Genomic DNA, 22,016 nt, shown 5'->3' on the forward strand with positions numbered 1-22,016 from the left:
CGCCAAAACGGGGGTAGGGGGAAAGAGCGAACCTCTCCAATTCCTCCCCCACGAAAAGAGGGGGGGGGGGCCCGCCGCTGAAAGCGGTGGTGGAGGGGAATTTCGGCGGTTGCGCCTCTTCCCCTCCACCCCGCTTCGCGCGGTCCCCCTCCCCACGCTGCGCGCAGGGAGGAATTAATGGCAGCTATTAGCCATTTCCAAACCCCAATAGGTAGCCCAACGGCCACACCCTCCCGAAGAACCATCCTATTCCCCCAACAGCCGTCCATTTCCCCTGTCCTATTCCCCGCCCATTGCTCATCCCTCTTCGAAATGCCCCCCTACGGCACCCCCTCGCACACGCGCGCTCAGGCACGCGCGCGCATACACTGTGAACTTCGACCCAAAACGCCCATAAAACCGCGCAATCCACTTCCCCCTTTCCCAAAGCCCCCGCCATTCACCACCAATTCAAACAGCCCGCCCTATGCATGGTGGATATGCATGATGAAGGAGAAGGGCGATGGCCTGGACCGGACAGAGTTTCCTCGCCGCGATCGGCCTAGCCGGTGCGCTGGCCTTGGGCGGGTGCGGCTATGACGACGGCTATTATGGCGGCGTCAGCGTCGGCACCGGCTATTATGGCGGCGGCTATTATGACGATGGCTGGGGGCGGGGCTATTACCGGCCGGGCTATTATAGCGGCTGGTATGACGGTTATTATTACCCCGGCAGCGGCTATTATGTTTACAATCGCAGCGGCCACCGCCAACGCTGGAACGAAGGCCAGCGCCGCTATTGGGAGGGCCGCCGCGAAGCCCGCCGGGACGATGGCAGGCGCAGCGACTGGAACAATGGCGCGCCGCGCCAAAGCTGGCGGGAACGGTCCGGCGGCGATGGCAATCGGTGGAACGGAAATTGGCGGAACGCCCGTCAGGGCAATCCCGCCGCGGGCGCCCCGGCGCCCCAGCCAGGAAGAGGGCAAGGGGATATGACGACGCCACGGACCGAACGAAATTGGGGCAACGCGCCCAGAGTGCGTTCCGATAATGGCGCGCGTTCCGACGGTGGCAGCCGGTCGCGTCGCGACGGCTGGCGGAGCCGGCGCGACTGATGCGGATTCGGCATAGCGCGGTCATTTCCCTGCTCCTCCTCGCGGCCTGCGACGGCCGGGAGGAGAGCGCGATCGACAATCTGGCCAATGGCGCGAACGCCGCGCAGGTCGAAAATAACGTCCGGGCCGAAGCGCAGGCGGCGCTGGAGCCGCTCAACCCGCCCGCGCCCGGCACGCCCGGCGGCCTGCCCATCGATCCGAAACCGGTGGCGGAGGAAGAGTCCATCGACCCCAAGGGCGCGCAGGGCGCCGCCCAGGTGGTGCAGGGCTATTACGGCCTGCTGGAGGAAAAGCGCTACGACGACGCGCAGGATCTGTGGAACGACAACAGCGCCATCGGCGCCGAGGATGACGTCCGCTTCGCCGCCCGCTTCCGCAATTTCAGCGAAGTGCACGCCCATGTCGGCGCACCGGGAGAGATGGAGGGCGCGGCGGGATCGCTGTTCGTGACCGTGCCGGTGCAGGTCTATGGGCGGCTCGCCGCCAATGGCAAGCCCTGGTATCGGCTGCGCCAGGTGACGCTGCGCCGGGTCAACGACGTGCCCGGTTCCAGCGAGGCGGACCGCCGCTGGCATATAGAGAGCATCGGTCCCTATACGCCGCCCACCGAAGAAGCGGCGGAGACGGGCAATGCCATCTCCGCCACCGACGGGCTGCTTAAGAAATAGTCGCCTTCACGATCTTGCCGGGGGTCTTGGGCGGTTCGCCCTTGGGCAGGGCGTCGACATGTTCCATGCCTGACGTGACTTCGCCCCAGACGGTGTACTGGCCGTCCAGGAAGGTGGCGTCGTCGAAGCAGATGAAGAACTGGCTGTTGGCGCTGTTCGGGTTCATGGCGCGGGCCATGGAGCAGACGCCCCGGACATGCGGTTCGCGGCTGAATTCGGCCTTCAGGTCGGGCAGCTTCGACCCGCCCATGCCGGTGCCGGTCGGGTCGCCGCCCTGCGCCATGAAGCCGGGGATGACGCGGTGGAACACGACGCCGTCGTAGAAGCCGTCCTTGGCAAGCTGGGTGATGCGCTCGACATGGCCGGGGGCGAGGTCCGGGCGCAGCTTGATGACGACGTCGCCGCCGCTGTCGAGGGAAAGGGTCAGGGTGTCGTCGGCCATGAAAAATCCTCTCTTGGGGGAAAAACGCGGATGACCGTCCATATAGAGGGTTGGGACGGGGATGGAAGCGTCTTGGGGCATTGCAATTATGACGGGCATCGGCAAAAGCGGGCAGATGCTACAGGAACCGGACAGTAGGGGACGCGATGAGCGAACGAGCCGATACGGCCGAACCCCGGCCGGACGAATTGGGCGATATCGCCGCTGAACAGGCCGAATCCCGCCATGACGAGGACGACCGGCTGAAGGGGCAATTCGTCTCCGCCGTGCTGGACGCGGTGGAGGCGGACGACCGCGACCGGGCGCGCGAACTGGTCTCGCCGCTGCACCCTGCCGACATTGCCGACCTTCTGGAACTCACCCCGTCCGAACGGCGCGGCGAGGTGGCGGCCGCGCTCGGCGATCTGGTCGGCGCGGAGGTTCTTTCCGAACTCAACGACTATGTCCGCGACGACCTGCTCGACGCGCTGCTGCCCGAACAGGTGGCGGAATTCGCCGCCGAACTGGACACCGACGACGCCGTCGCCATCATCGAGGATATGGAGGAGGCCGACCAGCAGGCCGTCCTCGACGCGATGGAGCCGGAAGACCGCGCCGCCATCGAAAGCGCGCTCTCCTACCCTGAGGAATCCGCCGGCCGCCTGATGCAGCGCGATCTGGTCGCTGTGCCGGAACATATGACCGTCGGGCAGGTGATCGACTATCTGCGCGACAACCGCGATCTGACGACGGATTTCTGGGAAATCTTCGTCGTCGACGAAGCGCACAAGCCGATCGGCACCTGCCAGCTAAGCTGGGTGCTGACCTGCCCGCGCAGCGTCGCCATGGCGGACCTGATGAAGCGCGAACAGACGCTGATCCCGGTCGACATGGATCAGGAAGAGGTCGCGCTGCGCTTCCAGAAATATGCGCTGATCTCCGCCGCGGTGGTCGACGGCAGCGGACGGCTGGTCGGCATGATCACGGTCGACGACATCGTCCACATCATCTCCGAGGAAGCGGGCGAGGACATACTCCGCCTGTCCGGCGCGGGCGAGGGCGATATCAACCAGCCGATCCTGGAAACGGTGCGCACGCGCCTCCAGTGGCTGGTGGTCAATCTGGGCACGGCGATCCTGGCGGCGTCGGTGGTCGGGCTGTTCCAGGCGACCATCTCCAAATATGTGGTGCTGGCCGTTCTGATGCCCATCGTGTCGGGCATGGGCGGCAATGCGGGGACGCAGACCATGGCGGTCGCCGTGCGCGCGCTCGCCACCAACCAGCTCACCAGTTCGAACACCATCCGCCAGATCGTCCGCGAATTCCGCATCGCCAGCGCCAACGGCACGGCGCTGGGCATATTGATCGGCGTCGCGGTGGGGCTGATCTACGGCAATCACGACCTGGGCATCGTCATCGCGCTCGCCATGCTGATCAACAATCTGGTCGCCGGGCTGGCGGGCATATTGGTGCCGGTGACGCTGGACCGGCTGAATGTCGACCCCGCCGTCTCCTCCGCCGTGTTCGTCACGACGATGACCGATGTGATGGGTTTCTTCTCCTTCCTCGGCCTCGCCACGGTATGGGGCCTGTAACGGGGTTTGTAATCCGACGGTCAGCGCCCATCTTCAAACCATGCCTCTCCATCTCACCAAGATCGCTTTCCGAAGCGAAAGCCCCGCCACCCTGCGGACCTGGCTGGAAGGCCATGCGGAGGAGGCGCGCCTCACCACCCGCTATCTGCCCAAGCGGATCGAGGAGCTGGCGGGCGGCTCGCTCTTCTGGATTCACGGGCATCAACTGGTGGGCCGCAGCCCGATATTGGGCTTTCAGGAAACCGGTCAGGGCCGCTACTGGATCAGGCTGGAGCCTCGCCTGATCCCGGTCCGCGCCCTGCCCAAGCGAGCGCATCAGGGCTGGCGCTATCTGGAGGACAAGGACGCGCCGGCCGATCTGGGATCGGGGGAGGCCAATGATCTGGATGCGATGTCGCCCAAATTGCTGGGCGAATTGTCGCGGCTCGGGCTGCTTTAACATCCGGTCGCGGCGCGCACCTTATATCAGCGCCTTCATCTGCTCTCCAATCTCCCGCAACTCCTCGACGAAGCGCTTCCTTTCCTCCGCTTTGCGCGCTTCATCGGGCACGCGCAGCAAATAGCTGGGATGCACCGTGATCCAGCCCTGAGCGCCGCCCTCCAACGCAATCGGCGCGCCGCGAACCCGGCTGATCGTCACCGCCTTGCCCAGCAGCGCGCGTCCTGCGGTAGCCCCCAAGGCGACGATGATCCGGGGCCGGATCAACTCCAACTCCTGCGTCAGCCACCAACGGCAGGCCTGGATTTCCGGCGTCTCCGGCGTCTGATGAATGCGCCTTTTGCCGCGCCTCTCATGCTTGAAATGCTTCACCGCATTGGTGACATAGGCCTGGCGACGGTCGATCCCGGCTTCCTCCAACGCCCGGTCGAACAACTGCCCGGCAGGCCCGACAAAGGGCCGCCCCGCCAAATCCTCCTGATCGCCCGGCTGTTCGCCGATGAACATCAGCGGGGCGTCGACCGGCCCCTCCCCGAACACCGTCTGCGTCGCATCCCGGTATAGCGGGCAGCGGGTGCAGCCCATCGCCTCCTCACGCAGCGCCTGCCAGGCGGGGGCGGCATTGCCGCGTCGGGCCGCAGGCCTGGCGGGGGTCGCGATCATGGCCGCCTCCCGCGCCTGCGCGCCCGCCACCAATTCCGGAATGAGGGTGGCTTCGGGCAGGTTGCGCCAATATTTGCGCGGCATTTCAGACAGCATGGCGCCAATCTTGAGCCGCGCCGGATTGAATATTGCCGCATAATAGCCCTTCCAGATGTCCTCGACCGGGTCGTCCGCCGGCACGTCGCCGCGGGTCGCGCCCGGCCCCTCGGTCAACGTCTCTCCATCCCAATGGATGCCGATCTCCGGCGTCAGGATCGACCAGCGCATGGATGCGAAGCGGCGGACGAAGAAGCCCGCATTGGCCCGGACGATGTGATGCTCCGGTTCGAACCAGGCGATGAAGCGCGGCCCTTCCGCATCCGCCAGTTCCCGGAAGCGGACGAAGGCGCGCATCTTGTGCATGTCCCGCCGCACGGCCTTTGCCAGCCCTTCCACCCGGCGGACCAACGGATCGGCGCGGTCCTCCAGGCTGGCCGGGCGCTCCCGCAACTGCATGAGCAGCGTGTAGAGCAGGGCAAAGCGTTGCGGGTCGCGATGCAGGATCGCTCTTTCCGCCAGTTCGACAAAGGCGCGTGGGACGGAAAAGCGGGCGTCGTCCGCAGTCGGCGGCGGTGCCCCAGCGGCGAAAAGATCGCCAGCCTCCGCATCCCCCTGCCAAACGATGTCGGCCGGAGCAATTCCCGCCAGCGCGAAGGCGCGGGCGGCGCGGCGCCATCCATCGAAATCGTCCGGGCCGTTCAGCCGAACGCGATACATGGCATGTCAATCGCCCGCATCGGCTTCCGCACGCTGGATTTCCGCCGGTTTGCGCTGGGCGAACAGGGCCGCCAGCTTATGCTCCTCCTCAGCCGTCAGTTCCCTCGCCGCGTCGGGAAACATCTCTTCCTCTTCCTCATCGATATGATGGAGGTAGCGCTTCTTGAGCTGGGCGAAGACGCCGTTCCATTCCTCGCCGTTGAAGGGGAGTTTCTCCAGTTCCTCCAGATAATCGTCGATTTCCTTATGTTCGGAAACGCTGTGCTGGGCGTCCTCGCGCAGGTCGGGGCGCGCCAGCATGGTGGCGTAGAGCGTCTCCTCTTCCGCCGCGGCATGCGCCGTCACCTCGACCTTGAACTGTTCGAACAGCTTTTCCAGCCGGTCGGGCTGGTCCTTCGCATCGGCCATCTTCTCGAAAAGCTGGCGATGCGCGTCGTGATCCTGTTTCAGTCGGTCGAAAATGCTGGTGTCGGCCATGAACTTGCTCCTTCTCGTCAGGAAGGAACAACGACGGATCGCCGCTTTGGGTTCAGCCGAAGATGGCGCGGAAGATGATCGAGACCGGAATCCAGAGCAGCCCGCCAATGATGCTGGCGGACCAGAGCTGCATCAGGTCGCGGCGGAACCGCAACGCCAGGCCTTGCGACGACAGGCCGCTGCGGTCGAGCATTTCCCAGCGCTGTTCCAGCCCCCGCGCCGCGACGGCGAAGCCGCCGATCGCGATGATGATGCCCAGATGCAGCAGCAGCGATCCGCCCATCTTGGCGACGATGAAGATCTGAAGCAGGCAGAAAATGACCAGCGCGGTAGCCAGATGGGTACTCATCCGTCGGGCATATCCCGTCCGGTGCGTTACGCCATCGTTCCACTGCGTCGCCAAAAAACCATCCCTTTCCTTGCGCCGGACAAGGAAAACATGAACCGCGGGTCCGATCAACGGCAAAATGGACGCGGCTCACCGAAAAAGCTCATATTGCGCGTCGGCTGGCGGAAGCTGCGGGCGCAGGTCGATCCGATCGGCCAACTGAACCGGCCGCCAGTCGGCCGCGATCAGAAAGGGGCGCAGTTTCGCGATGCTTTGCGTCAGCCGCGCGACATCGTCCAGACCGAGCCGCCGGTGGCGGCGGCTCACGATGATCCGGTCCACCGCCTTGACGCCCAGTCCCGGCACCCGCAGCAGCGCTTCGCGCGGGGCGCGGTTGACATCGACGGGAAAGGCTTCGCGATGCCGCAGCGCCCAGGCCAGCTTGGGATCGATGTCGAGCGGCAGGCAGCCGGTCTGCGGATCGGTGGCGCTCTCCAGCTCGACCGCCGAATAGCCGTAGAAACGCATCATCCAGTCGGACTGGTAGAGCCGATGTTCACGCATCAGCGGTGGTCGCTTCAGCGGCAATATGCTGCTGGGCGAGGGGATGGGGGAAAAGGCGCTGTAATAGACCCGGCGCAGTTTGTGACGGCTGTAGAGCGAACTTGCCCGCCGGATGATGGCGCAGTCATCGGCCTGATCGGCGCCGACGATCATCTGCGTCGACTGGCCGGCGGGGGCGAAGCGGGGCGCGTGGGCGTAGCGGCGGCTGGCGTCCGATCCATCCTCGATAGCGCTGCGCATCCCGGCCATGGCGGTTTCGATCTGCCGCCTGTTCTTTTCGGGGGCCAAAGTCCGCAGCCCCTGTTCGGTCGGCAGTTCGACATTGATCGACAGCCGGTCGGCATACAGCCCTGCCTGATGCGCCAGTTCGGGATCGGCGTCGGGAATCGTCTTCAGGTGGATATAGCCGCGAAAATCATGCTCCTCCCGCAGGCTGCGCGCGACCTCGACCATCTGCTCCATCGTATAGTCGGAGGAACGGATGATGCCCGACGACAGGAACAATCCCTCGATATAGTTGCGGCGGTAGAAGCTGATCGTCAGGTCGACCACCTCCCGCGCCGTGAAGCGGGCGCGCCGCACGTCGCTCGACCGGCGGTTGATGCAATAATGACAGTCGAAGATGCAGCTATTGGTGAGCAGAATCTTCAACAGCGAAATGCAGCGGCCGTCGGGCGCATAGGCATGGCAGATGCCCATGCCCTCGGTCGAACCGATGCCGCCCTTCCGCCCTGACGCGCTGTCGCGCTTCGCCGTGCCTGACGAAGCACAGGACGCATCATATTTCGCTGCATCGGCAAGGATTTCGAGTTTCTGACAAGTGGTGAGCGCAGCCATTTGTTCATGTTACGTTCCTGGGTTGCGCCTGTCCATAATCTCGATCAGTTTTTTCCTAGGCTGCGTGGACAAATTCAAAATTTGCCAAACGGAGGATTTGGGTGGAGAGCGAACCTCTCCTATTCCTCCCCATCGAAGATGGGGAGGGGGACCATGCGAAGCATGGTGGAGGGGAATGGGGCACGACCTGCGAATTTCCCCTCCACCATTCGCTTCGCGAACGGTCCCCCTCCCCACGCTTCGCGTAGGGAGGAATTGATGTCCGCTCATGGCCATTTCCCGACATCCCGAATTTGTCCACGCGGCCTAATCCCGCCAGCTTGGATCTATGCGGTCAATCAGGCGGACCAACGCCTCGAAATCCGGCACGCCGGGGCCGGTCGGCAATTGCACGCCGCTCAGGTCGCGCTGGTGCACGGCGATGACCTCCGGCGGGATGTCCACCGGCGTCCCGGCCGCGCCGGTCGCCACCTGAATCTCGCAGGCGCGCTGGAGCAGCCATTGCGTCAGGAAGGCTTCCGGTAGGGACTTCGCCATGACCAGCGTGCCATGGTTGCGCAGCATCATGATGCGCCGATCGTCCAGATGGGCGATCAGCCGCTCTCCCTCTTCGGGACGGATCGTGACGCCCTCGAAGTCATGATAGGCGATTCGGCCGATGAAGGCGGCGGCATAGAAATTGGTCGGCGTCAGCCCCTCCCGCGTGGCGCTGACGGCCATGCCCGCGGTGGTGTGGGTGTGGATGATGCAATGCGCGTCGGGCAGGTGGCGATGGAACAGGCTGTGCTGGGTGAAACCGGCGCGGTTGACCGGATAGGGGCTGCCGTCCAGCACATGGCCGTCAATGTCGATCTTGACCAGGTTGGACGCGGTCACTTCGCCGTAGAGCAGGCCGAAGGGATTGATCAGGAAGGCGTTCTCCTCATCCGGCACGCGCAGGGTGATATGGTTGTAGATCAGTTCCGACCAGCCCAGATGGTCGAAAATGCGGTAACAGGCGGCGAGTTGCTGGCGCGCTGCCCATTCCGCCGCCGACATGTCGGGACGTTTGCCGGTGGTCCTGGCGGCTGTTGCCATGGCGATCCTCCTTATCGTTGATGGGCGCGACTATCTGCCTATCCCGCGTCCGTGTCGAGAAAAACGGCTTTTGGGTTGAATTTGCGCGACTCTGCTGGTAGGGCGCGCCCCACACGGCGCAGGGTGACCTGCGGCGACTCACCGCTATTTCATTCGGGCGGCCCGTCGGGAAGGGTTATGTTTCCTGGCGATCCGTCCGTTTTCGACTGGAGTTTGACTGGCTTATGCAAATCATCGTTCGCGACAACAATGTCGACCAGGCCCTGCGCGCGCTCAAGAAGAAGCTGCAGCGTGAAGGCGTGTATCGCGAGATGAAGCTGCGCCGTCACTATGAGAAGCCCTCGGAAAAGCGCGCCCGCGAAAAGGCTGCCGCCGTTCGCCGCGCCCGCAAGCTGGAGCGTAAGCGCGCCGAGCGCGACGGCGTCCGTTAAGGATCGCCGTTTCGGGGCGGTCGCCCGGCCGTCCCCTTCTTCGCTGAAAACATCACCCGCACCAATTTGCGAGGCTTAAGCCATGTCGACCACGGCCGTTCCCCTTCGTCCTATCGCCAAGGGGTCGCTGACGCGTCTCTGGGTGGGCATCGCCGCGGTGGCTCTGGCGGCTGGCGGTCTGGCCTGGGCCGGGCAGCAGGGCGTGAAGTCCTCGCCCGCCGGCTTCCTCGCGCAGAATGGCGGCGAGGACGGCGTGGTGACGACCGAATCGGGCCTGCAGTACAAGGTGCTGGAGGAAGGCGCCGGTCCCAGCCCGACGGCCGCCGACGTGGCGCTGGTGGGCTATAAGGGCGCGCTGCTCGACGGCACCGTGTTCGACGAGAATCCGCAGACCGCCATGCCGGTGGACGGCGTGGTTCCGGGCTTCTCCGAAGGCCTGCAGAAGATGAAGAAGGGCGGCAAGTACCGCCTGTGGATTCCGCCGCAGCTTGGTTATGGCGAGCAGGCGGCGGGTCCGATCCCGGCCAATTCGGTGCTGGTGTTCGACGTCCAGTTGCACGACTTCAAGTCCAAGGCGGACATCATGCGCATGCAGCAGATGATGCAGCAGGGCGGAATGCCGCAGGGCGCGCCGGGGCGCTGAGTCCGGACATGGCGGAAAAGCAATTAGGGTCGGGATTTCCCGGCCCTTTTTGTTGAGCCAACGCCCCTCCGGCGCAACGTGCTCCTGCCTTCGCAGGAGCACGCAGCATATACTACCCCGCCACCGGAACCGCCGCGCTCCTGCCGTTCTCCGCCTCCAGCGCCTTCGACCGCTCCTCCAGATAGACCTTGATCATCGCGACGATGGGATCGGCCAGGAACAGCCCCATGATCCCGAACAGCGCGCCGAAGAGGATCTGCGCGGCCAGCACCAGCGCAGGCGCCAGGTCGGTCGCCCGCTTGGCGACCATCGGCACGATCAGATAGCCGTCGACGATCTGCACCGCCAGATAGACCCCGAAAGCGTAAAGCCCCGCATCCATCCCGGCGGAAAAGCCCACCAGCACGATCAGCACGCCCGAAATGATCGATCCGATATTCGGCAGGAAGGCGAACAGCCCGGTCAATATGCCCAGCAACCCCGCCATCGGCACGCCGCCCGCCCACAGCAGCAGCCAGGTGCCCACCCCTTCCACCGCCATGCCGATCAGCCGCCCGAACATCAGCCGCCGCAGCGTCCAGCCCATCCTGTCGGCAATGGCGTAGAAGCGGCCGCGCTTGTCCATCGGCAGCATCCAGGCGACGCCTCGCTCATAGATTTTGGGTTCTATCGCGATGAATATGGCCAGCACCAGCATCATGACGCCGCTGGTGACCGCGCCGACCATGGTTCCGACCGCCGCCGTCACCCGGCCGAGCGAGCTCATCGCCTGTTGCGCCAGGCTCTTGAAATCCTCCGGCGTGGTGGTGACGCCCAGTTGCTGGAGCCATTGGCCGATGCGGTTGACCTGCGTCTCGACGATCACCCGCATCGCCTGCGCCTGCGCGGCCAGGCTCGATCCGGTGAGGTAGAAGGTGTAGACCAGGAAGGTCAGCGCGGCGACCAATATGATGGCCAGCCGCCAGCCCCGCCCGATGGGCATCAGCCTGCCCAACAGCCGCGTGCCGCCGTCCATCATCGTCGCCAGCACCAGCGCGCCCATGATCAGCATGATCGGCTGGGCCAGCAGCACCAGCAGCGCGATGGCGATGCCCATGGCGAACCAAACGCCCGCCCGCTTGATCTCATGCTGGACCAGCGGGCTGCGCAATTCGCTGGGGCCGGGTTCCTCGATGTGGATTTTCGTCCCGCTCAACCCAGGCCCCTCTCCGAAAATGCTTATTTCGGAGGAGTAACGCCCTCCGGCCGCAGGCTGTTCCCCGCCCGCCCGCTACGGAAGGCGTGAAGCCAGCTCAGCGGATTCCAGGACGAATCGCCGTCCAGAGAGAAGGTGATGAACTCCGCCCGGCCACCGATCGCCTCCCACGGCACCGGCCCGCCCAGCCCGTTTTCCTCCAGCGGCGCGCGGCTGTCCGCGCTGTTGTCGCGATTGTCACCCATCAGGAAGACATGGTCCGCCGGAACCCGCACCGGCCCATACCAGTCCAGCGTGCTCGGCCCCATGTCGATGGTGACATAGCTTTTGCCGTTGGGCAGTATCTCCTGCCGCGCCGGCAATTCGCACCAGCTTCTGCCGCTCGCGTCCGTCATCAGCGCGCCCGGAAACTGCGCGGGCGGGCAGGGGGCATTGCCGTCGACGGGGATGCGGACGGGCTTCAGCACCCTTTGCCGCACCGGCAAGCCGTTCAGCACGACCTGGCCGCCGCGCACCTCCACTATGTCGCCGGGCAGGCCGATGACCCGCTTGATATAATCCTCCCGCTTGTTCTGGGGCGAGACGATGACGATGTCGCCGCGCTCCGGCAGGCGCCCGAAAATCCGCCCTTTCAGAAAGGGCAGCGGATGGAAGCTCGGCGAGACATAGGACCAGCCATAGGGGAATTTGCTCACCACCAGCCGGTCGCCCTTCAACAGCACCGGCATCATCGATTCGCTGGGAATGTAAAAGGGCTTGGCGACGAAGCTGTGGAAGGCCAGCACCGCCAGGATCAGCAGGATGATGCTCTTCACCTCCTGCCACCAGTTCACCGGCGTCTTTTCCGGTTCGGAAGCAGGGGTGCCGGGCTGATCGGATGGGGCGGACTGGTTTTCGGTCATGTCTGCTGCCGTCATGGGAAGGATTTCCGGCTGGATGATGCCGCGCTTATAGCGGAACGGCTTCGATGATGACAAAGGCCTGCGCCCAGGGATGGTCGTCGGTCAGCGTCAGGTGGACGATCGGCCGATGCCCCGCCGGGACCAGCGCTTCCAGCCGATCCAGCGCACCCCCCGTCAGCGCCAGCGTCGGCGCGCCGCTTGGGGCGTTGACGACGCCGATATCCTTCATGAACACGCCCCGCCGGAACCCCGTGCCGACGGCCTTGGAAAAGGCTTCCTTGGCGGCGAACCGCTTGGCCAGCGTGCCCGCCTTGGTGAAGGGGCGGCGATTGGCCTTGGCCTGTTCGACATCGGTGAACACGCGCTTTTCGAACCGCTCGCCGAAACGGTCGAGCGAATTCTGTATCCGCTCGATATTGCAGAGGTCGGAACCCAGGCCGACGATCAACGGGCCAGATCCATCTGGCGGCGCATCTCCCGAATGCTTCCCTCCAATCCGCCGAATATCGCCTCGCCGATCAGGAAATGGCCAATATTGAGTTCCGCGACCTGCGGAATGGCAGCGACGGGACCGACATTGTCGAAGGTCAGGCCGTGGCCCGCATGGGGTTCGATGCCGTTCTTCGCCGCCAGCGCCGCCGCGTCGGCCAGTCGGCGCAGTTCCTCGGCCCGTTCCGAACCCTCCAGATGCGCATAGCGGCCGGTGTGCAGTTCGACCACCGGCGCGCCCAGGCGAATCGCCGCCTCGATCTGCGCCGCGTCTGGTTCGATGAACAGGCTGACGCGCACGCCCGCCCCATTCAGCGCGCCGACAATGGGTCGCAGCGCTTCGATCTGCCCGGCCGCGTCCAGCCCGCCTTCGGTCGTCCGCTCTTCGCGCTTTTCCGGCACGATGCAGGCGGCATGCGGCCGATGCCTGAGCGCGATGCCCAGCATCTCCTGCGTCGCCGCCATCTCCAGATTGAGCGGCACGCTCAGCGCCGCCATCAGCGTGGCGATATCCTCGTCCCGGATATGCCGCCGGTCCTCGCGCAAATGGGCGGTGATGCCGTCGGCGCCGGCCTTGACCGCCAGCAGCGCCGCCTTGACCGGATCGGGATGCGCCCCTCCCCGCGCATTGCGGATGGTCGCCACATGATCGATGTTGACGCCCAGACGCAGGGGAAGGGGGGATTGGGGCATGATGGCCTACTGTTTCCGGCTGCCGGGCTTGATCGCCGGGATCTCCGCCAGTTCGGGCGGGATCTGGTCGGCTTCGTACACCGGGAAGTTGATGCTGACGAGCGGGTAGAAGGGCACGCCCAGCTCCACCTCTCCCGCCGAACGGTCGACCAGCGCGACTTCGGCGACGACGATGCCGCCCTCCGCCTCGACCGCCTCGATCGCCTGGCGGGAGGAAAGGCCGGTGGTCACGACATCCTCGACCATCAGCACCTTCTGCCCCGGCGCGATGGCGAATCCGCGACGCAGCTCGAACCTGCCTTCGGGCCGCTCCAGGAAGACGGCGTCCTTGTCCAGGGCGCGGCCGACCTCATGGCCGATGATGAGTCCTCCCATGGCGGGCGAGACCACCAGGTCGATCTCCTGCCGCAATTCGCGCGGCAGTTTCTGCACGGTGGCGCGGGCCAGCCGTCCGGCGCGCTCCGCATTCATCAGCACGCGCGCGCATTGAAGATAATTGGCGCTGCGGCGGCCGGAGGACAAAATGAAATGCCCCTCCAGCAACGCGCCCGCAGCCCTGAATTCCGCTAATACTTCCTCGTCGCTCATCCGTGCCTTCGATCCATTCGCCCATGCCGCCTGCCTGGATGCGATGCGGCATGGCATTCCCGTCATGGGTCGCCCCATGATCTAGCCCCATGTTGCGCGCCCCATGTGCACGGTTGCGCGCGGGGAGCGAGATAGGCTCACCAACTAGGCGTTGCAACAGCGAAGAAAATCTGGTTGGGGAACCTTGAGGCGTAAAAAAAGATGCTTATAAGCCGCGGCAGACCGAAACGGGCGGGGGATGCGTGTATGCGCGTGTCTTCGTTGCAGCGGCGCCAAGGGGTTACGGGGTAAGAAGACGCTTATGAACAAGGTGAAATCGCTCGTTCTCGCCGGGTTGTTGGCCTTTGCGCCCACGCTCGCCATGAACGGTACGGCACTGGCTCAGGAAAATGCCGCCGTCGCGGCTCCGGCCGCCGGGAATGAAGCTGCTGCCGCCGATTCGGCCAGCAACGCAGCGGCTCCGGCCGCGGATGCCGCGCCCGCCGCGAAGGTGGCCGCGCCGCCCCGTATGAAGCCGACGCCGGGCATCGGCATGCCCATGCCGGGTGAAATCACCCTCCAGAAGCAGTTCTCGCCCACCGGCCATACGGCCCGCTGGCTGCATGACGTGATGCTGCTGCCGATCATCACCATCATCTCGATCTTCGTGCTGATCCTGATGCTGTACGTGATGATCCGCTTCCGCCGCAGCGCCAATCCGACGCCGTCCAAAACCTCGCACAATACGGTGATAGAGGTGATCTGGACCGTGGTGCCGGTCGTGATCCTGCTGGCGATCGCGGTGCCGTCCATCGGCCTGCTCGCCGACCAGTACAAGCCCGCGCCGAAGGATGCGCTGACCGTCAAGGTCACCGGCTATCAATGGTATTGGGGTTATGAATATCCCGACAACGGCATTCCGGAATATGTTTCCAACATGCTGCCCAGGGACAAGGCTGAGGCGAACGGCGAACCCTATCTGCTCGCCCCCGACAATCGCCTCGTCCTGCCGGTCGGCCGTCCGATCAAGCTGATCATCACCGGCGCGGACGTCATCCACAGCTTCGCGGTCCCCTCCCTCTGGGTGAAGATGGACGCGGTGCCGGGCCGCCTCAATGAGAAGAGCTTCACCATCGAGAAGCCGGGCGTCTATTACGGCCAGTGTTCGGAACTTTGCGGCGCGCGCCACGGCTTCATGCCGATCGCGATCGAGGCTCTGGAACCCGCGCAGTTCGAACAGTGGCTGCTGTCGCAGGGCGGCACGCTGAAGGCGGCCGCCGCGACCACGGCCCAGGCCGCCGCGCCCGCCGCCGCTCCTGCCGCCAAGCTTTGATGTAAGGGCATAGACGCCATGACCACCATTACCGCAGATCATCACGGCGATCATGCTCATGATCATCATGACGCCGACCACAAGCCGGCCTTCTTCCAGCGTTGGTTCATGTCGACCAACCACAAGGATATCGGCACCCTCTATCTGATCTTCGCGATCATCGCCGGCATCATCGGCGGCGCGATCTCGGGCCTGATGCGCGCCGAACTGGCGCAACCGGGCATCCAGTATCTCCAGGCCTGGGCGCAATATAGCGACGGGCCGACCGCTACGCTGGACCAGGCCTATCACCTCTGGAACGTGCTGATCACCGCGCACGGCCTCATCATGGTCTTCTTCATGGTGATGCCGGCGATGATCGGCGGCTTCGGCAACTGGTTCGTGCCGATCATGATCGGCGCGCCGGATATGGCCTTTCCGCGGATGAACAATATCAGCTTCTGGCTGCTCATCCCGGCTTTCGCCCTTCTGCTCGGCTCCACCTTCTTCCCCGGCGGCACCGGCAACGGCGCGGGCACCGGCTGGACGGTCTATGCCCCGCTTTCGACCAGCGGTTCGGCGGGTCCGGCTGTCGACATGGCGATCCTGTCGCTCCACGTCGCGGGCGTCAGCTCGATCCTGGGCGCGATCAACTTCATCACCACCATCCTGAACATGCGCGCGCCGGGCATGACCCTGCACAAGATGCCGCTGTTCGTCTGGTCGGTGCTGGTCACCGCCTTCCTGCTGCTGCTCGCGCTTCCCGTGCTTGCCGCAGCGATCACCATGCTGCTGACCGACCGCAATTTCGGCACGACCTTCTACGATGCCGCCGGCGGTGGCGATCCCGAACTGTACCAGCATCTCTTCTGGTTCTTCGGCCACCCCGAAGTGTACATCATGATCCTGCCGGGCTTCGGCATCGTCAGCCAGATCATCTCGACCTTCAGCCGCAAGCCGGTCTTCGGCTATCTCGGCATGGCCTATGCCATGGTCGCGATCGGCGTGGTCGGCTTCGTCGTCTGGGCGCACCACATGTTCACCACCGGCATGTCGGTGAACGTGAAGATGTACTTCACCGCCGCCACCATGGTGATCGCGGTGCCGACCGGCATCAAGATCTTCTCCTGGATCGCGACGATCTGGGGCGGGTCGATCAGCTTCAAGACCCCGATGGTCTGGGCGCTGGGCTTCATCTTCCTGTTCACCGTGGGCGGCGTCACCGGCGTGGTGCTGGCCAATGGCGGCGTCGACGACGTGCTGCACGACACTTATTATGTGGTCGCGCACTTCCACTATGTGCTCTCGCTCGGCGCGGTGTTCGGCCTGTTCGCGGGCTTCTACTACTGGTTCCCGAAGATGTCGGGCCGGATGTACAACGAGTTCCTCGGCCATCTGCACTTCTGGGTGTTCTTCGCCGGCGTGAACCTGCTGTTCTTCCCGATGCACTTCCTGGGCCTGTCGGGCATGCCCCGCCGCTACCCCGACTATCCGGAAGCGTTCGCCTATTGGAACAAGGTCGCCAGCCACGGTTATGAGATCATGGCCGCCGGCATGCTGATCTTCTTCGTCAACCTCATCTGGTCGCTGGCTGCGGGCAAGAAGGCAGAAGGCAATCCCTGGGGCGAAGGCGCCACCACGCTGGAATGGACTCTGTCCAGCCCGCCGCCCTTCCACCAGTTCGAAACGCTGCCGGTCATCGACTGACCGCAGTCAGGGGCGTTCCGGTTTGCCGGAATGCCGGGATTGGCGTAAAGGCCGCCCAGTCCTGGAATCAGGCAATCCCGGCACGGTCGCCGCGCCGGGATGCCGCATGAGGAGACTATGGCAAGTTCGCCGTTCATGTCCGAAGGTCCGCTTCCCGTGATTCCCGCGCATTGGCGGGACTTTGTCGCGCTGACCAAGCCCAGGGTGATGACGCTGGTCGTCTTCACCGGGCTGTGCGGTCTGCTCGCGGCGCCGGGCCATATCCATCCGGTGCTGGGCTTCACGGCGATTCTCTGCATCGCGCTCGGCGCGGGCGCGGCGGCGGCGCTCAACCAATGGTATGAAGCGGATATCGACGCGAAGATGAAGCGCACGGCCAACCGCCCGCTGCCCGCGGGCCGGATGGACCGGCAATCCGCGCTGCATTTCGGCGTCGGCTTGTCCTTCTTCTCCGTGCTGCTGATGGGCGTCGCGACCAACTGGCTCGCGGCGGCCGTGCTGGCGGTGTCGATCCTCTTCTACGTCTTCATCTACACCATCTGGCTCAAGCCCCGGACCGCGCAGAACATCGTCATCGGCGGCGCGGCAGGCGCCTTTCCCCCGGTCATCGGCTGGGCGGCGGTGACGGGCGACATCGGCGCCCTGCCGGTCGCCTTGTTCATGCTGATCTTCTTCTGGACGCCCCCGCATTTCTGGGCGCTCGCCCTGTTCGTGAAGACGGATTATGCCGCGGCGGGCATTCCCATGCTGCCGGTCGTCTCCGGCGAAGTCGCGACTCGTCGCCAGATATGGTTCTACACCGCGATCATGGCGGTGGCGGCCATGACGCCCGTGCTCTTGCGCCTGACCGGCCCGATCTACGGCACGACGGCCCTGCTCGGCACGGCGCTGTTCGTCGCCATGGCCTTCCAGGTGCTGCGCCGGCGGGAAAGCGATCCCGCCCGCATGGCGCCCGAACGGCGGCTGTTCAAATATTCGATCCTCTATCTCTTCCTGCTCTTCGGCGCAGTGGTGGTCGACCGGTGGGTGTTCGCATGACCCCTGACGAAGACAAGCAGGTCCGCTCCCGGCAGAAATCCCGCGCCCTCGTGACCGGGTTGCTGCTGGGCGCCCTGGTCATCCTCTTTTACGCGATCACCCTCGCCAAGATCGGCGGCGGGCAGTGATGGCCAGCCTTCCTCCATCGCCCTTCGACCGGGATCGCCGCAACCGGCGGACCATGATCGGCATGGCGGCCGTCGGCCTGGCCATGCTGGGCCTGGGTTTCGCATCCGTGCCGCTCTACCGCATTTTCTGCGAGCGGACCGGCTTCGGCGGCACGACCCAGCGCGCCTCCGCCGATGTGCAGGTCAGCGAGGCGGCGGGGCACCGCATGTCGATTCGCTTCGATTCCAACGTGACGCCGGGCATGCCGTGGCAATTCTATCCCGAACGCCACACCCAGACGGTGACGGTCGGCGCCCGCAACATGGCGATCTTCGTCGCGAAGAACATGTCGGACCGGCCGGTCACGGGCACCGCCATCTTCAACGTCACGCCGACCCAGGCGGGCGTCTATTTCACCAAGATCCAATGCTTCTGCTTCACCCAGCAAACGCTTCAACCGGGGCAGCAGGTACGCATGCCGGTGATCTATTTTGTCGATCCGAAGATATTGACGGACACCGACAATAAGGACACCCAGGAAATCACGCTCAGCTACACCTTCTATCCTGTTGAGCAGGACAAGAAGCCAAGCTAAGGCACAATCATAACGCGAACGGGGATGAGAAACGTCATGGCAGGCGCCAAGAACCACGATTATCATATTCTTCCGCCCAGCATCTGGCCCTTTTTCGGCTCCATGTCGGTGCTGGTCATGGCTTTCGGCGCGATCATGTGGATGCATCCCGATGCCACGCCGGCCGGCGGCGGCTGGGTCTTCCTGGTCGGGCTCGCGGGCGTATTGTTCACCATGTATAGCTGGTGGGCCAATGTCATCACCGAAGCCCATGCCGGCGATCATACGCCGGTGGTGCAGCTCCACCTGCGCTACGGCATGATATTGTTCATCGCATCGGAAGTCATGTTCTTCGTGGGCTGGTTCTGGTCCTTCTTCGACTTCTCGCTCTTCCCCAGCCAGTTGGCGCCGATCGAGGGGATGTTCCCGTCGAAGGGCATAGAGGTGATGAACGCCTTCGAACTGCCGCTGCTCAACACGCTGATCCTGCTCTGCTCCGGCACCACCGTGACCTGGGCGCACCATGCACTGATCCACGGCGACCGCGATGGGCTGAAGAAGGGGCTGACGCTGACGGTCATCCTGGGCGCGCTCTTCTCCGCGATCCAGGCCTATGAATATGCCCATGCGCCTTTCCCCTTCGGCGGCAGCCCCTACAGCTCGGCCTTCTACATGGCGACCGGCTTTCACGGCTTCCACGTGCTAGTGGGCACGATCTTCCTGATCGTGAACCTGATCCGCGCGCATCGCGGCGATTTCACCCCGCGCCAGCATTTCGGCTTCGAAGCCGCTGCCTGGTACTGGCATTTCGTCGACGTAGTGTGGCTGTTCCTCTTCGTCGCCATCTATGTCTGGGGCGGTTGGGGCGCGCCGGTCCACGGCGGTTGATCCTGCTTCCGACGATTTCAGGAATGACGGCCGGACCTGTTCCGGCCGTTTTCTTTTTGGGCGACGGGCATTATGCCTGACGCCATGTCCGCCCCCGATCCTCAATCCTCCGCGCCGCAGCCCCTGTTGATCGGCGCGGCGACAGGCGCCTGCCCGCAATGCGGCGCGCCGACCCTGTTCTCCGGCCCGGTCCGCTTCGCCGCCTCCTGCCGCGCCTGCGGACTGGATTACGGCCAGTTCAATGTCGGCGACGGCCCCGCCGCCTTCCTGACGCTGATCATCGGCGCGCTGATGGTGGCGATGGCGCTGATATTGGAATTGAAGGTCCATCCGCCGCTCTGGCTGCACCTCCTGCTCTGGACGCCGCTGACCGTGGCGGCGGTGATGGGCAGCCTCCGCTTGGCGAAGGGCGCTCTGCTGATCCTCGAATATCGCAACAAGGCGCGCGAGGGCCGCTTGATCCCGAGGGACCGCGAAGCATGATCCGGCGCCTGCCCATCCTCCCCACGCTGATCGTCGCGGCGGCGGTTCTGGTCATGATCGGCCTCGGCATCTGGCAACTCCAGCGCCGCGCCGAAAAGGAATCGACGCTGGCCCTGGTCGCCGCCAATCCGGCCAAGCCGGCCGTGGCCTTTCCCGCCCATCCACCGGTACCGCCCGAACTTCTGTTCCGCCGCTCCTCCGCCCATTGCCTGCGCGTGGTCCACTGGCGCAGCGAAGCAGGGCGCGCCGCCGACGGATCGGTCGGCTACCGCTATATCGCCGAATGCGCGACCGGCGCGGAAGGCCCCGGCGTGCTGGTCGCGGCGGGGATCGCGAAAACGCCGGACGCCAGGCCCCAATGGCAGGGCGGCCAGATGCGCGGCTGGATCGGGGAGGAACCGGATCATCGATCCCTGCTGTCGCGCATCGGCGGCAAGGCCGTGCCGCTGCGCCCCATGCTGATCGCCGGGGAACCGGTGCCGGGCCTCAAGCCGCTTGCCCCGCCCACCGCTGCCGACGTACCCAACAACCATCTGGCCTATGCCGGCCAATGGTTCTTCTTTGCCGCCATTGCGGCGATCATCTACCTGCTCGCGCTGCGCAGACGGACGCCCCGACCTTAAAAGCTTGCCCGAAGCCGCGTCGGGCGTTACCGCGCTACCCCATCATGCAATATGTGAGCACCAGGGGGAGCGCGCCCGCGCTCGGGTTTGAGGATGTGACGCTGGCCGGGCTGGCGTCCGATGGCGGCCTCTATCTGCCGGAAAGCTGGCCCAGCTTTTCCGCCGACCAGATTCGCGCGCTTTCGGGCCTGTCCTATGTCGAAACGGCGGTGCGGGTCATGGCGCCCTTCGTCGCCGGATCGCTCAGCGAAGCGGAACTGCGCGAACTGTGCGCCGCCGCCTATGGCCGGTTCAGCCATGACGCGGTCACCCCGCTGGTGCAGCTCGACCATCGCCACTGGCTGCTGGAACTGTTCCATGGCCCCACACTGGCGTTCAAGGACGTGGCGCTGCAACTGCTCGGCCAGTTGTTCGAACGTTTTCTGTCGCGGCGGGACGATCATCTGACCATCGTCGGCGCGACCTCCGGCGATACCGGATCGGCGGCCATCGACGCGGTGGCGGGGCGAGAGAAGATCGACATCTTCATGCTGCATCCGGAGGGCCGCGTGTCCGACGTGCAGCGCCGCCAGATGACCACGGTGCTGGCGCCCAACGTGTATAATATCGCCATCGACGGCAGCTTCGACGACGCGCAGGCGCTGGTGAAGGCGATGTTCAATGACGCGGCCTTCGCCCGCCGCTTCAACCTGTCGGCGGTGAACAGCATCAACTGGGCGCGGCTGATGGCGCAGGTCGTCTATTATTTCTACGCCGCCGTGCGCCTCGGCGCGCCGGAGCGGGCCATCGCCTTCTCCGTCCCCACCGGCAATTTCGGCGACGTGTTCGCGGGCTATGTTGCGGCGAAGATGGGCCTGCCCGTCGCGAAGCTGATGGTCGCGACCAACGTGAACGACATCCTCCACCGCGCCCTGGCCGATGGCGACTACAGTCAGGGGCAGGTGGTCGCGACCGCGACCCCCAGCATGGACATTCAGGTCAGCTCGAACTTCGAACGACTGCTGTTCGACGCGGGCGGCCGTGATGGCAAGGCGCTGGCGGAACAGATGAAGGGCTTCGAAGCCAGCAAGGCGATGCGCCTCACCAACGCTCAGCGGGAGGGGGCCTCTGCGCTCTTCACCTCTGCGCGGGTCGATGCCGACGCCATGACCATGGCGATGCGCTGGGCTTATGACGCGGCGGGGCAGGTGATCGATCCGCACAGCGCCATCGGTCTGGCTGCGGCGCGCGCCATCGATCTCGACCCGGCGGTGCCCGTGGTCACGCTGGCAACGGCGCATGCGGCGAAATTCCCCACGGCGGTCGAGCGGGCCACGGGCATCCGTCCGTCGCTGCCTTCGCGGGTGGGCGACCTGTTCGCGCGGGAAGAGGCCTATGCCAAGCTGCCCGGCACGTTCGAAGCGGTCACCGCCTATGTCGCGGAGCGGGCGACGCCGAGGGCCTGA

Annotated in this window: 26 protein-coding genes; 15 read left to right on the forward strand and 11 right to left on the reverse strand. The window is 65.0% G+C overall.

What is annotated here, in order from left to right:
* Positions 1-502 precede the first annotated feature (502 nt).
* Both BV95_RS11485 and BV95_RS11490 read left to right on the forward strand, forming a co-directional pair.
* Entirely contained in the window at positions 503-1,093 is a 591-nt protein-coding gene (locus BV95_RS11485) for a hypothetical protein (protein WP_037451681.1), read from the forward strand.
* Positions 1,093-1,761: a hypothetical protein gene (locus BV95_RS11490; RefSeq protein WP_037451684.1), complete on the forward strand. Its 669-nt coding sequence runs from the start codon at positions 1,093-1,095 to the stop codon at positions 1,759-1,761. The genes BV95_RS11485 and BV95_RS11490 overlap by 1 nt, the downstream gene beginning before the upstream one ends.
* Here the strand turns inward: BV95_RS11490 and BV95_RS11495 are convergent.
* Positions 1,751-2,203, reverse strand: a complete 453-nt coding sequence (locus BV95_RS11495; protein WP_013039184.1) for a peptidylprolyl isomerase — start codon at positions 2,201-2,203, stop codon at positions 1,751-1,753. The two genes, BV95_RS11490 and BV95_RS11495, sit on opposite strands and share 11 nt — an antisense overlap.
* Positions 2,204-2,349: 146 nt before the next feature.
* Between BV95_RS11495 and mgtE the strand changes: the two genes are divergently transcribed.
* Both mgtE and BV95_RS11505 read left to right on the forward strand, forming a co-directional pair.
* Positions 2,350-3,777: a magnesium transporter gene (gene mgtE, locus BV95_RS11500; RefSeq protein WP_037451687.1), complete on the forward strand. Its 1,428-nt coding sequence runs from the start codon at positions 2,350-2,352 to the stop codon at positions 3,775-3,777.
* A 40-nt stretch (positions 3,778-3,817) separates the two neighbouring features.
* Positions 3,818-4,216: a DUF1489 family protein gene (locus tag BV95_RS11505; RefSeq protein ID WP_037451689.1), complete on the forward strand. Its 399-nt coding sequence runs from the start codon at positions 3,818-3,820 to the stop codon at positions 4,214-4,216.
* Between the two features lie 21 nt (positions 4,217-4,237).
* On the opposite strand, the gene BV95_RS11510 is transcribed toward BV95_RS11505, so the two are convergent.
* From BV95_RS11510 to BV95_RS11530, 5 genes are all read right to left on the reverse strand, one after another.
* Positions 4,238-5,635: a UdgX family uracil-DNA binding protein gene (locus BV95_RS11510; RefSeq protein WP_037451692.1), complete on the reverse strand. Its 1,398-nt coding sequence runs from the start codon at positions 5,633-5,635 to the stop codon at positions 4,238-4,240.
* 6 nt (positions 5,636-5,641) lie between these two features.
* Positions 5,642-6,112 (reverse strand): hemerythrin domain-containing protein, encoded by a 471-nt coding sequence (locus BV95_RS11515; protein WP_037451698.1) that lies wholly within the window; start codon positions 6,110-6,112, stop codon positions 5,642-5,644.
* A 52-nt stretch (positions 6,113-6,164) separates the two neighbouring features.
* Positions 6,165-6,461, reverse strand: coding sequence for a hypothetical protein (locus BV95_RS11520; protein WP_156028640.1), 297 nt, complete (start codon positions 6,459-6,461; stop codon positions 6,165-6,167).
* Positions 6,462-6,590: 129 nt separating this feature from the next.
* Positions 6,591-7,841 (reverse strand): putative DNA modification/repair radical SAM protein, encoded by a 1,251-nt coding sequence (locus BV95_RS11525; RefSeq protein ID WP_037451703.1) that lies wholly within the window; start codon positions 7,839-7,841, stop codon positions 6,591-6,593.
* 306 nt (positions 7,842-8,147) lie between these two features.
* Positions 8,148-8,918, reverse strand: a complete 771-nt coding sequence (locus tag BV95_RS11530; protein ID WP_037451707.1) for a class II aldolase/adducin family protein — start codon at positions 8,916-8,918, stop codon at positions 8,148-8,150.
* 224 nt (positions 8,919-9,142) lie between these two features.
* Here BV95_RS11530 and rpsU point away from each other — a divergent pair, with 224 nt between their 5' ends.
* Both rpsU and BV95_RS11540 read left to right on the forward strand, forming a co-directional pair.
* The gene (gene rpsU / locus BV95_RS11535) at positions 9,143-9,349 is read left to right on the forward strand and encodes a 30S ribosomal protein S21 (RefSeq protein WP_004208618.1); all 207 of its coding nucleotides are present in this window, start codon (positions 9,143-9,145) and stop codon (positions 9,347-9,349) included.
* An 82-nt stretch (positions 9,350-9,431) separates the two neighbouring features.
* On the forward strand, positions 9,432-9,992 hold the full coding sequence (locus tag BV95_RS11540; RefSeq protein WP_037451711.1) for an FKBP-type peptidyl-prolyl cis-trans isomerase: 561 nt from the start codon (positions 9,432-9,434) through the stop codon (positions 9,990-9,992).
* A 112-nt stretch (positions 9,993-10,104) separates the two neighbouring features.
* Here the strand turns inward: BV95_RS11540 and BV95_RS11545 are convergent, their stop codons facing one another.
* Genes BV95_RS11545 through pyrE form a run of 5 tightly spaced genes read right to left on the reverse strand, consistent with a single transcriptional unit; the run spans position 10,105 to position 13,859 of the window.
* Complete coding sequence (locus tag BV95_RS11545) at positions 10,105-11,187, reverse strand: AI-2E family transporter (protein ID WP_174544475.1); 1,083 nt, start codon at positions 11,185-11,187, stop codon at positions 10,105-10,107.
* A 23-nt stretch (positions 11,188-11,210) separates the two neighbouring features.
* Entirely contained in the window at positions 11,211-12,104 is an 894-nt protein-coding gene (lepB, locus tag BV95_RS11550) for a signal peptidase I (RefSeq protein WP_037451715.1), read from the reverse strand.
* A gap of 31 nt (positions 12,105-12,135) precedes the next feature.
* Positions 12,136-12,537: a holo-ACP synthase gene (acpS, locus tag BV95_RS11555; RefSeq protein WP_037451719.1), complete on the reverse strand. Its 402-nt coding sequence runs from the start codon at positions 12,535-12,537 to the stop codon at positions 12,136-12,138.
* Positions 12,534-13,271, reverse strand: coding sequence for a pyridoxine 5'-phosphate synthase (locus tag BV95_RS11560; RefSeq protein WP_037451724.1), 738 nt, complete (start codon positions 13,269-13,271; stop codon positions 12,534-12,536). The genes acpS and BV95_RS11560 overlap by 4 nt, the downstream gene beginning before the upstream one ends.
* A 6-nt stretch (positions 13,272-13,277) precedes the next feature.
* Positions 13,278-13,859 (reverse strand): orotate phosphoribosyltransferase, encoded by a 582-nt coding sequence (gene pyrE, locus BV95_RS11565; protein ID WP_013848349.1) that lies wholly within the window; start codon positions 13,857-13,859, stop codon positions 13,278-13,280.
* Between the two features lie 301 nt (positions 13,860-14,160).
* Here pyrE and coxB point away from each other — a divergent pair, with 301 nt between their 5' ends.
* The 9 genes from coxB (at position 14,161) to thrC (ending at position 22,016) form a co-directional block, all read left to right on the forward strand.
* Positions 14,161-15,171 carry a cytochrome c oxidase subunit II gene (coxB, locus tag BV95_RS11570; RefSeq protein WP_037451736.1) on the forward strand — a complete coding sequence of 337 codons (1,011 nt, stop codon included), beginning with the start codon at positions 14,161-14,163 and terminating at the stop codon, positions 15,169-15,171.
* An 18-nt stretch (positions 15,172-15,189) separates the two neighbouring features.
* A complete protein-coding gene (gene ctaD / locus BV95_RS11575; protein WP_037451738.1) occupies positions 15,190-16,857 on the forward strand; it encodes a cytochrome c oxidase subunit I in 1,668 nt (555 codons plus the stop codon).
* A gap of 117 nt (positions 16,858-16,974) precedes the next feature.
* Entirely contained in the window at positions 16,975-17,895 is a 921-nt protein-coding gene (locus BV95_RS11580; protein WP_037451829.1) for a heme o synthase, read from the forward strand.
* A complete protein-coding gene (locus BV95_RS24750) occupies positions 17,892-18,023 on the forward strand; it encodes a hypothetical protein (RefSeq protein WP_013848353.1) in 132 nt (43 codons plus the stop codon). Before BV95_RS11580 ends, BV95_RS24750 begins: the two co-directional genes overlap by 4 nt.
* A complete protein-coding gene (locus BV95_RS11585; protein WP_037451741.1) occupies positions 18,023-18,598 on the forward strand; it encodes a cytochrome c oxidase assembly protein in 576 nt (191 codons plus the stop codon). The genes BV95_RS24750 and BV95_RS11585 overlap by 1 nt, the downstream gene beginning before the upstream one ends.
* A 36-nt stretch (positions 18,599-18,634) precedes the next feature.
* The gene (locus BV95_RS11590; RefSeq protein WP_013848355.1) at positions 18,635-19,465 is read left to right on the forward strand and encodes a cytochrome c oxidase subunit 3; all 831 of its coding nucleotides are present in this window, start codon (positions 18,635-18,637) and stop codon (positions 19,463-19,465) included.
* Positions 19,466-19,537: 72 nt separating this feature from the next.
* Positions 19,538-19,948, forward strand: coding sequence for a DUF983 domain-containing protein (locus BV95_RS11595; RefSeq protein ID WP_037451744.1), 411 nt, complete (start codon positions 19,538-19,540; stop codon positions 19,946-19,948).
* On the forward strand, positions 19,945-20,571 hold the full coding sequence (locus tag BV95_RS11600; RefSeq protein ID WP_037451746.1) for an SURF1 family cytochrome oxidase biogenesis protein: 627 nt from the start codon (positions 19,945-19,947) through the stop codon (positions 20,569-20,571). The genes BV95_RS11595 and BV95_RS11600 overlap by 4 nt, the downstream gene beginning before the upstream one ends.
* A 44-nt stretch (positions 20,572-20,615) precedes the next feature.
* Positions 20,616-22,016 carry a threonine synthase gene (thrC, locus tag BV95_RS11605; protein WP_037451748.1) on the forward strand — a complete coding sequence of 467 codons (1,401 nt, stop codon included), beginning with the start codon at positions 20,616-20,618 and terminating at the stop codon, positions 22,014-22,016.

The organism is Sphingobium chlorophenolicum, from assembly GCF_000722875.1.
Classification (GTDB): domain Bacteria; phylum Pseudomonadota; class Alphaproteobacteria; order Sphingomonadales; family Sphingomonadaceae; genus Sphingobium; species Sphingobium chlorophenolicum.

Excerpts from the sequence above, each read along its gene's own strand:
- lepB (WP_037451715.1), bottom strand. The coding sequence starts at position 12,104 with ATGACGGCAGCAGACATGACCGAAAACCAGTCCGCCCCATCCGATCAG.
- BV95_RS11580 (WP_037451829.1), top strand. The coding sequence starts at position 16,975 with ATGGCAAGTTCGCCGTTCATGTCCGAAGGTCCGCTTCCCGTGATTCCC.
- ctaD (WP_037451738.1), top strand. The coding sequence starts at position 15,190 with ATGACCACCATTACCGCAGATCATCACGGCGATCATGCTCATGATCAT.
- BV95_RS11600 (WP_037451746.1), top strand. The coding sequence starts at position 19,945 with ATGATCCGGCGCCTGCCCATCCTCCCCACGCTGATCGTCGCGGCGGCG.
- BV95_RS11525 (WP_037451703.1), bottom strand. The coding sequence starts at position 7,841 with ATGGCTGCGCTCACCACTTGTCAGAAACTCGAAATCCTTGCCGATGCA.
- rpsU (WP_004208618.1), top strand. The coding sequence starts at position 9,143 with ATGCAAATCATCGTTCGCGACAACAATGTCGACCAGGCCCTGCGCGCG.
- pyrE (WP_013848349.1), bottom strand. The coding sequence starts at position 13,859 with ATGAGCGACGAGGAAGTATTAGCGGAATTCAGGGCTGCGGGCGCGTTG.
- BV95_RS11540 (WP_037451711.1), top strand. The coding sequence starts at position 9,432 with ATGTCGACCACGGCCGTTCCCCTTCGTCCTATCGCCAAGGGGTCGCTG.
- thrC (WP_037451748.1), top strand. The coding sequence starts at position 20,616 with ATGCAATATGTGAGCACCAGGGGGAGCGCGCCCGCGCTCGGGTTTGAG.
- BV95_RS11495 (WP_013039184.1), bottom strand. The coding sequence starts at position 2,203 with ATGGCCGACGACACCCTGACCCTTTCCCTCGACAGCGGCGGCGACGTC.
- BV95_RS11590 (WP_013848355.1), top strand. The coding sequence starts at position 18,635 with ATGGCAGGCGCCAAGAACCACGATTATCATATTCTTCCGCCCAGCATC.
- BV95_RS11520 (WP_156028640.1), bottom strand. The coding sequence starts at position 6,461 with ATGAGTACCCATCTGGCTACCGCGCTGGTCATTTTCTGCCTGCTTCAG.
- BV95_RS11515 (WP_037451698.1), bottom strand. The coding sequence starts at position 6,112 with ATGGCCGACACCAGCATTTTCGACCGACTGAAACAGGATCACGACGCG.
- BV95_RS24750 (WP_013848353.1), top strand. The coding sequence starts at position 17,892 with ATGACCCCTGACGAAGACAAGCAGGTCCGCTCCCGGCAGAAATCCCGC.
- BV95_RS11560 (WP_037451724.1), bottom strand. The coding sequence starts at position 13,271 with ATGCCCCAATCCCCCCTTCCCCTGCGTCTGGGCGTCAACATCGATCAT.
- BV95_RS11530 (WP_037451707.1), bottom strand. The coding sequence starts at position 8,918 with ATGGCAACAGCCGCCAGGACCACCGGCAAACGTCCCGACATGTCGGCG.
- BV95_RS11585 (WP_037451741.1), top strand. The coding sequence starts at position 18,023 with ATGGCCAGCCTTCCTCCATCGCCCTTCGACCGGGATCGCCGCAACCGG.
- mgtE (WP_037451687.1), top strand. The coding sequence starts at position 2,350 with ATGAGCGAACGAGCCGATACGGCCGAACCCCGGCCGGACGAATTGGGC.
- BV95_RS11490 (WP_037451684.1), top strand. The coding sequence starts at position 1,093 with ATGCGGATTCGGCATAGCGCGGTCATTTCCCTGCTCCTCCTCGCGGCC.
- BV95_RS11595 (WP_037451744.1), top strand. The coding sequence starts at position 19,538 with ATGCCTGACGCCATGTCCGCCCCCGATCCTCAATCCTCCGCGCCGCAG.
- BV95_RS11485 (WP_037451681.1), top strand. The coding sequence starts at position 503 with ATGGCCTGGACCGGACAGAGTTTCCTCGCCGCGATCGGCCTAGCCGGT.
- BV95_RS11510 (WP_037451692.1), bottom strand. The coding sequence starts at position 5,635 with ATGTATCGCGTTCGGCTGAACGGCCCGGACGATTTCGATGGATGGCGC.
- BV95_RS11505 (WP_037451689.1), top strand. The coding sequence starts at position 3,818 with ATGCCTCTCCATCTCACCAAGATCGCTTTCCGAAGCGAAAGCCCCGCC.
- coxB (WP_037451736.1), top strand. The coding sequence starts at position 14,161 with ATGAACAAGGTGAAATCGCTCGTTCTCGCCGGGTTGTTGGCCTTTGCG.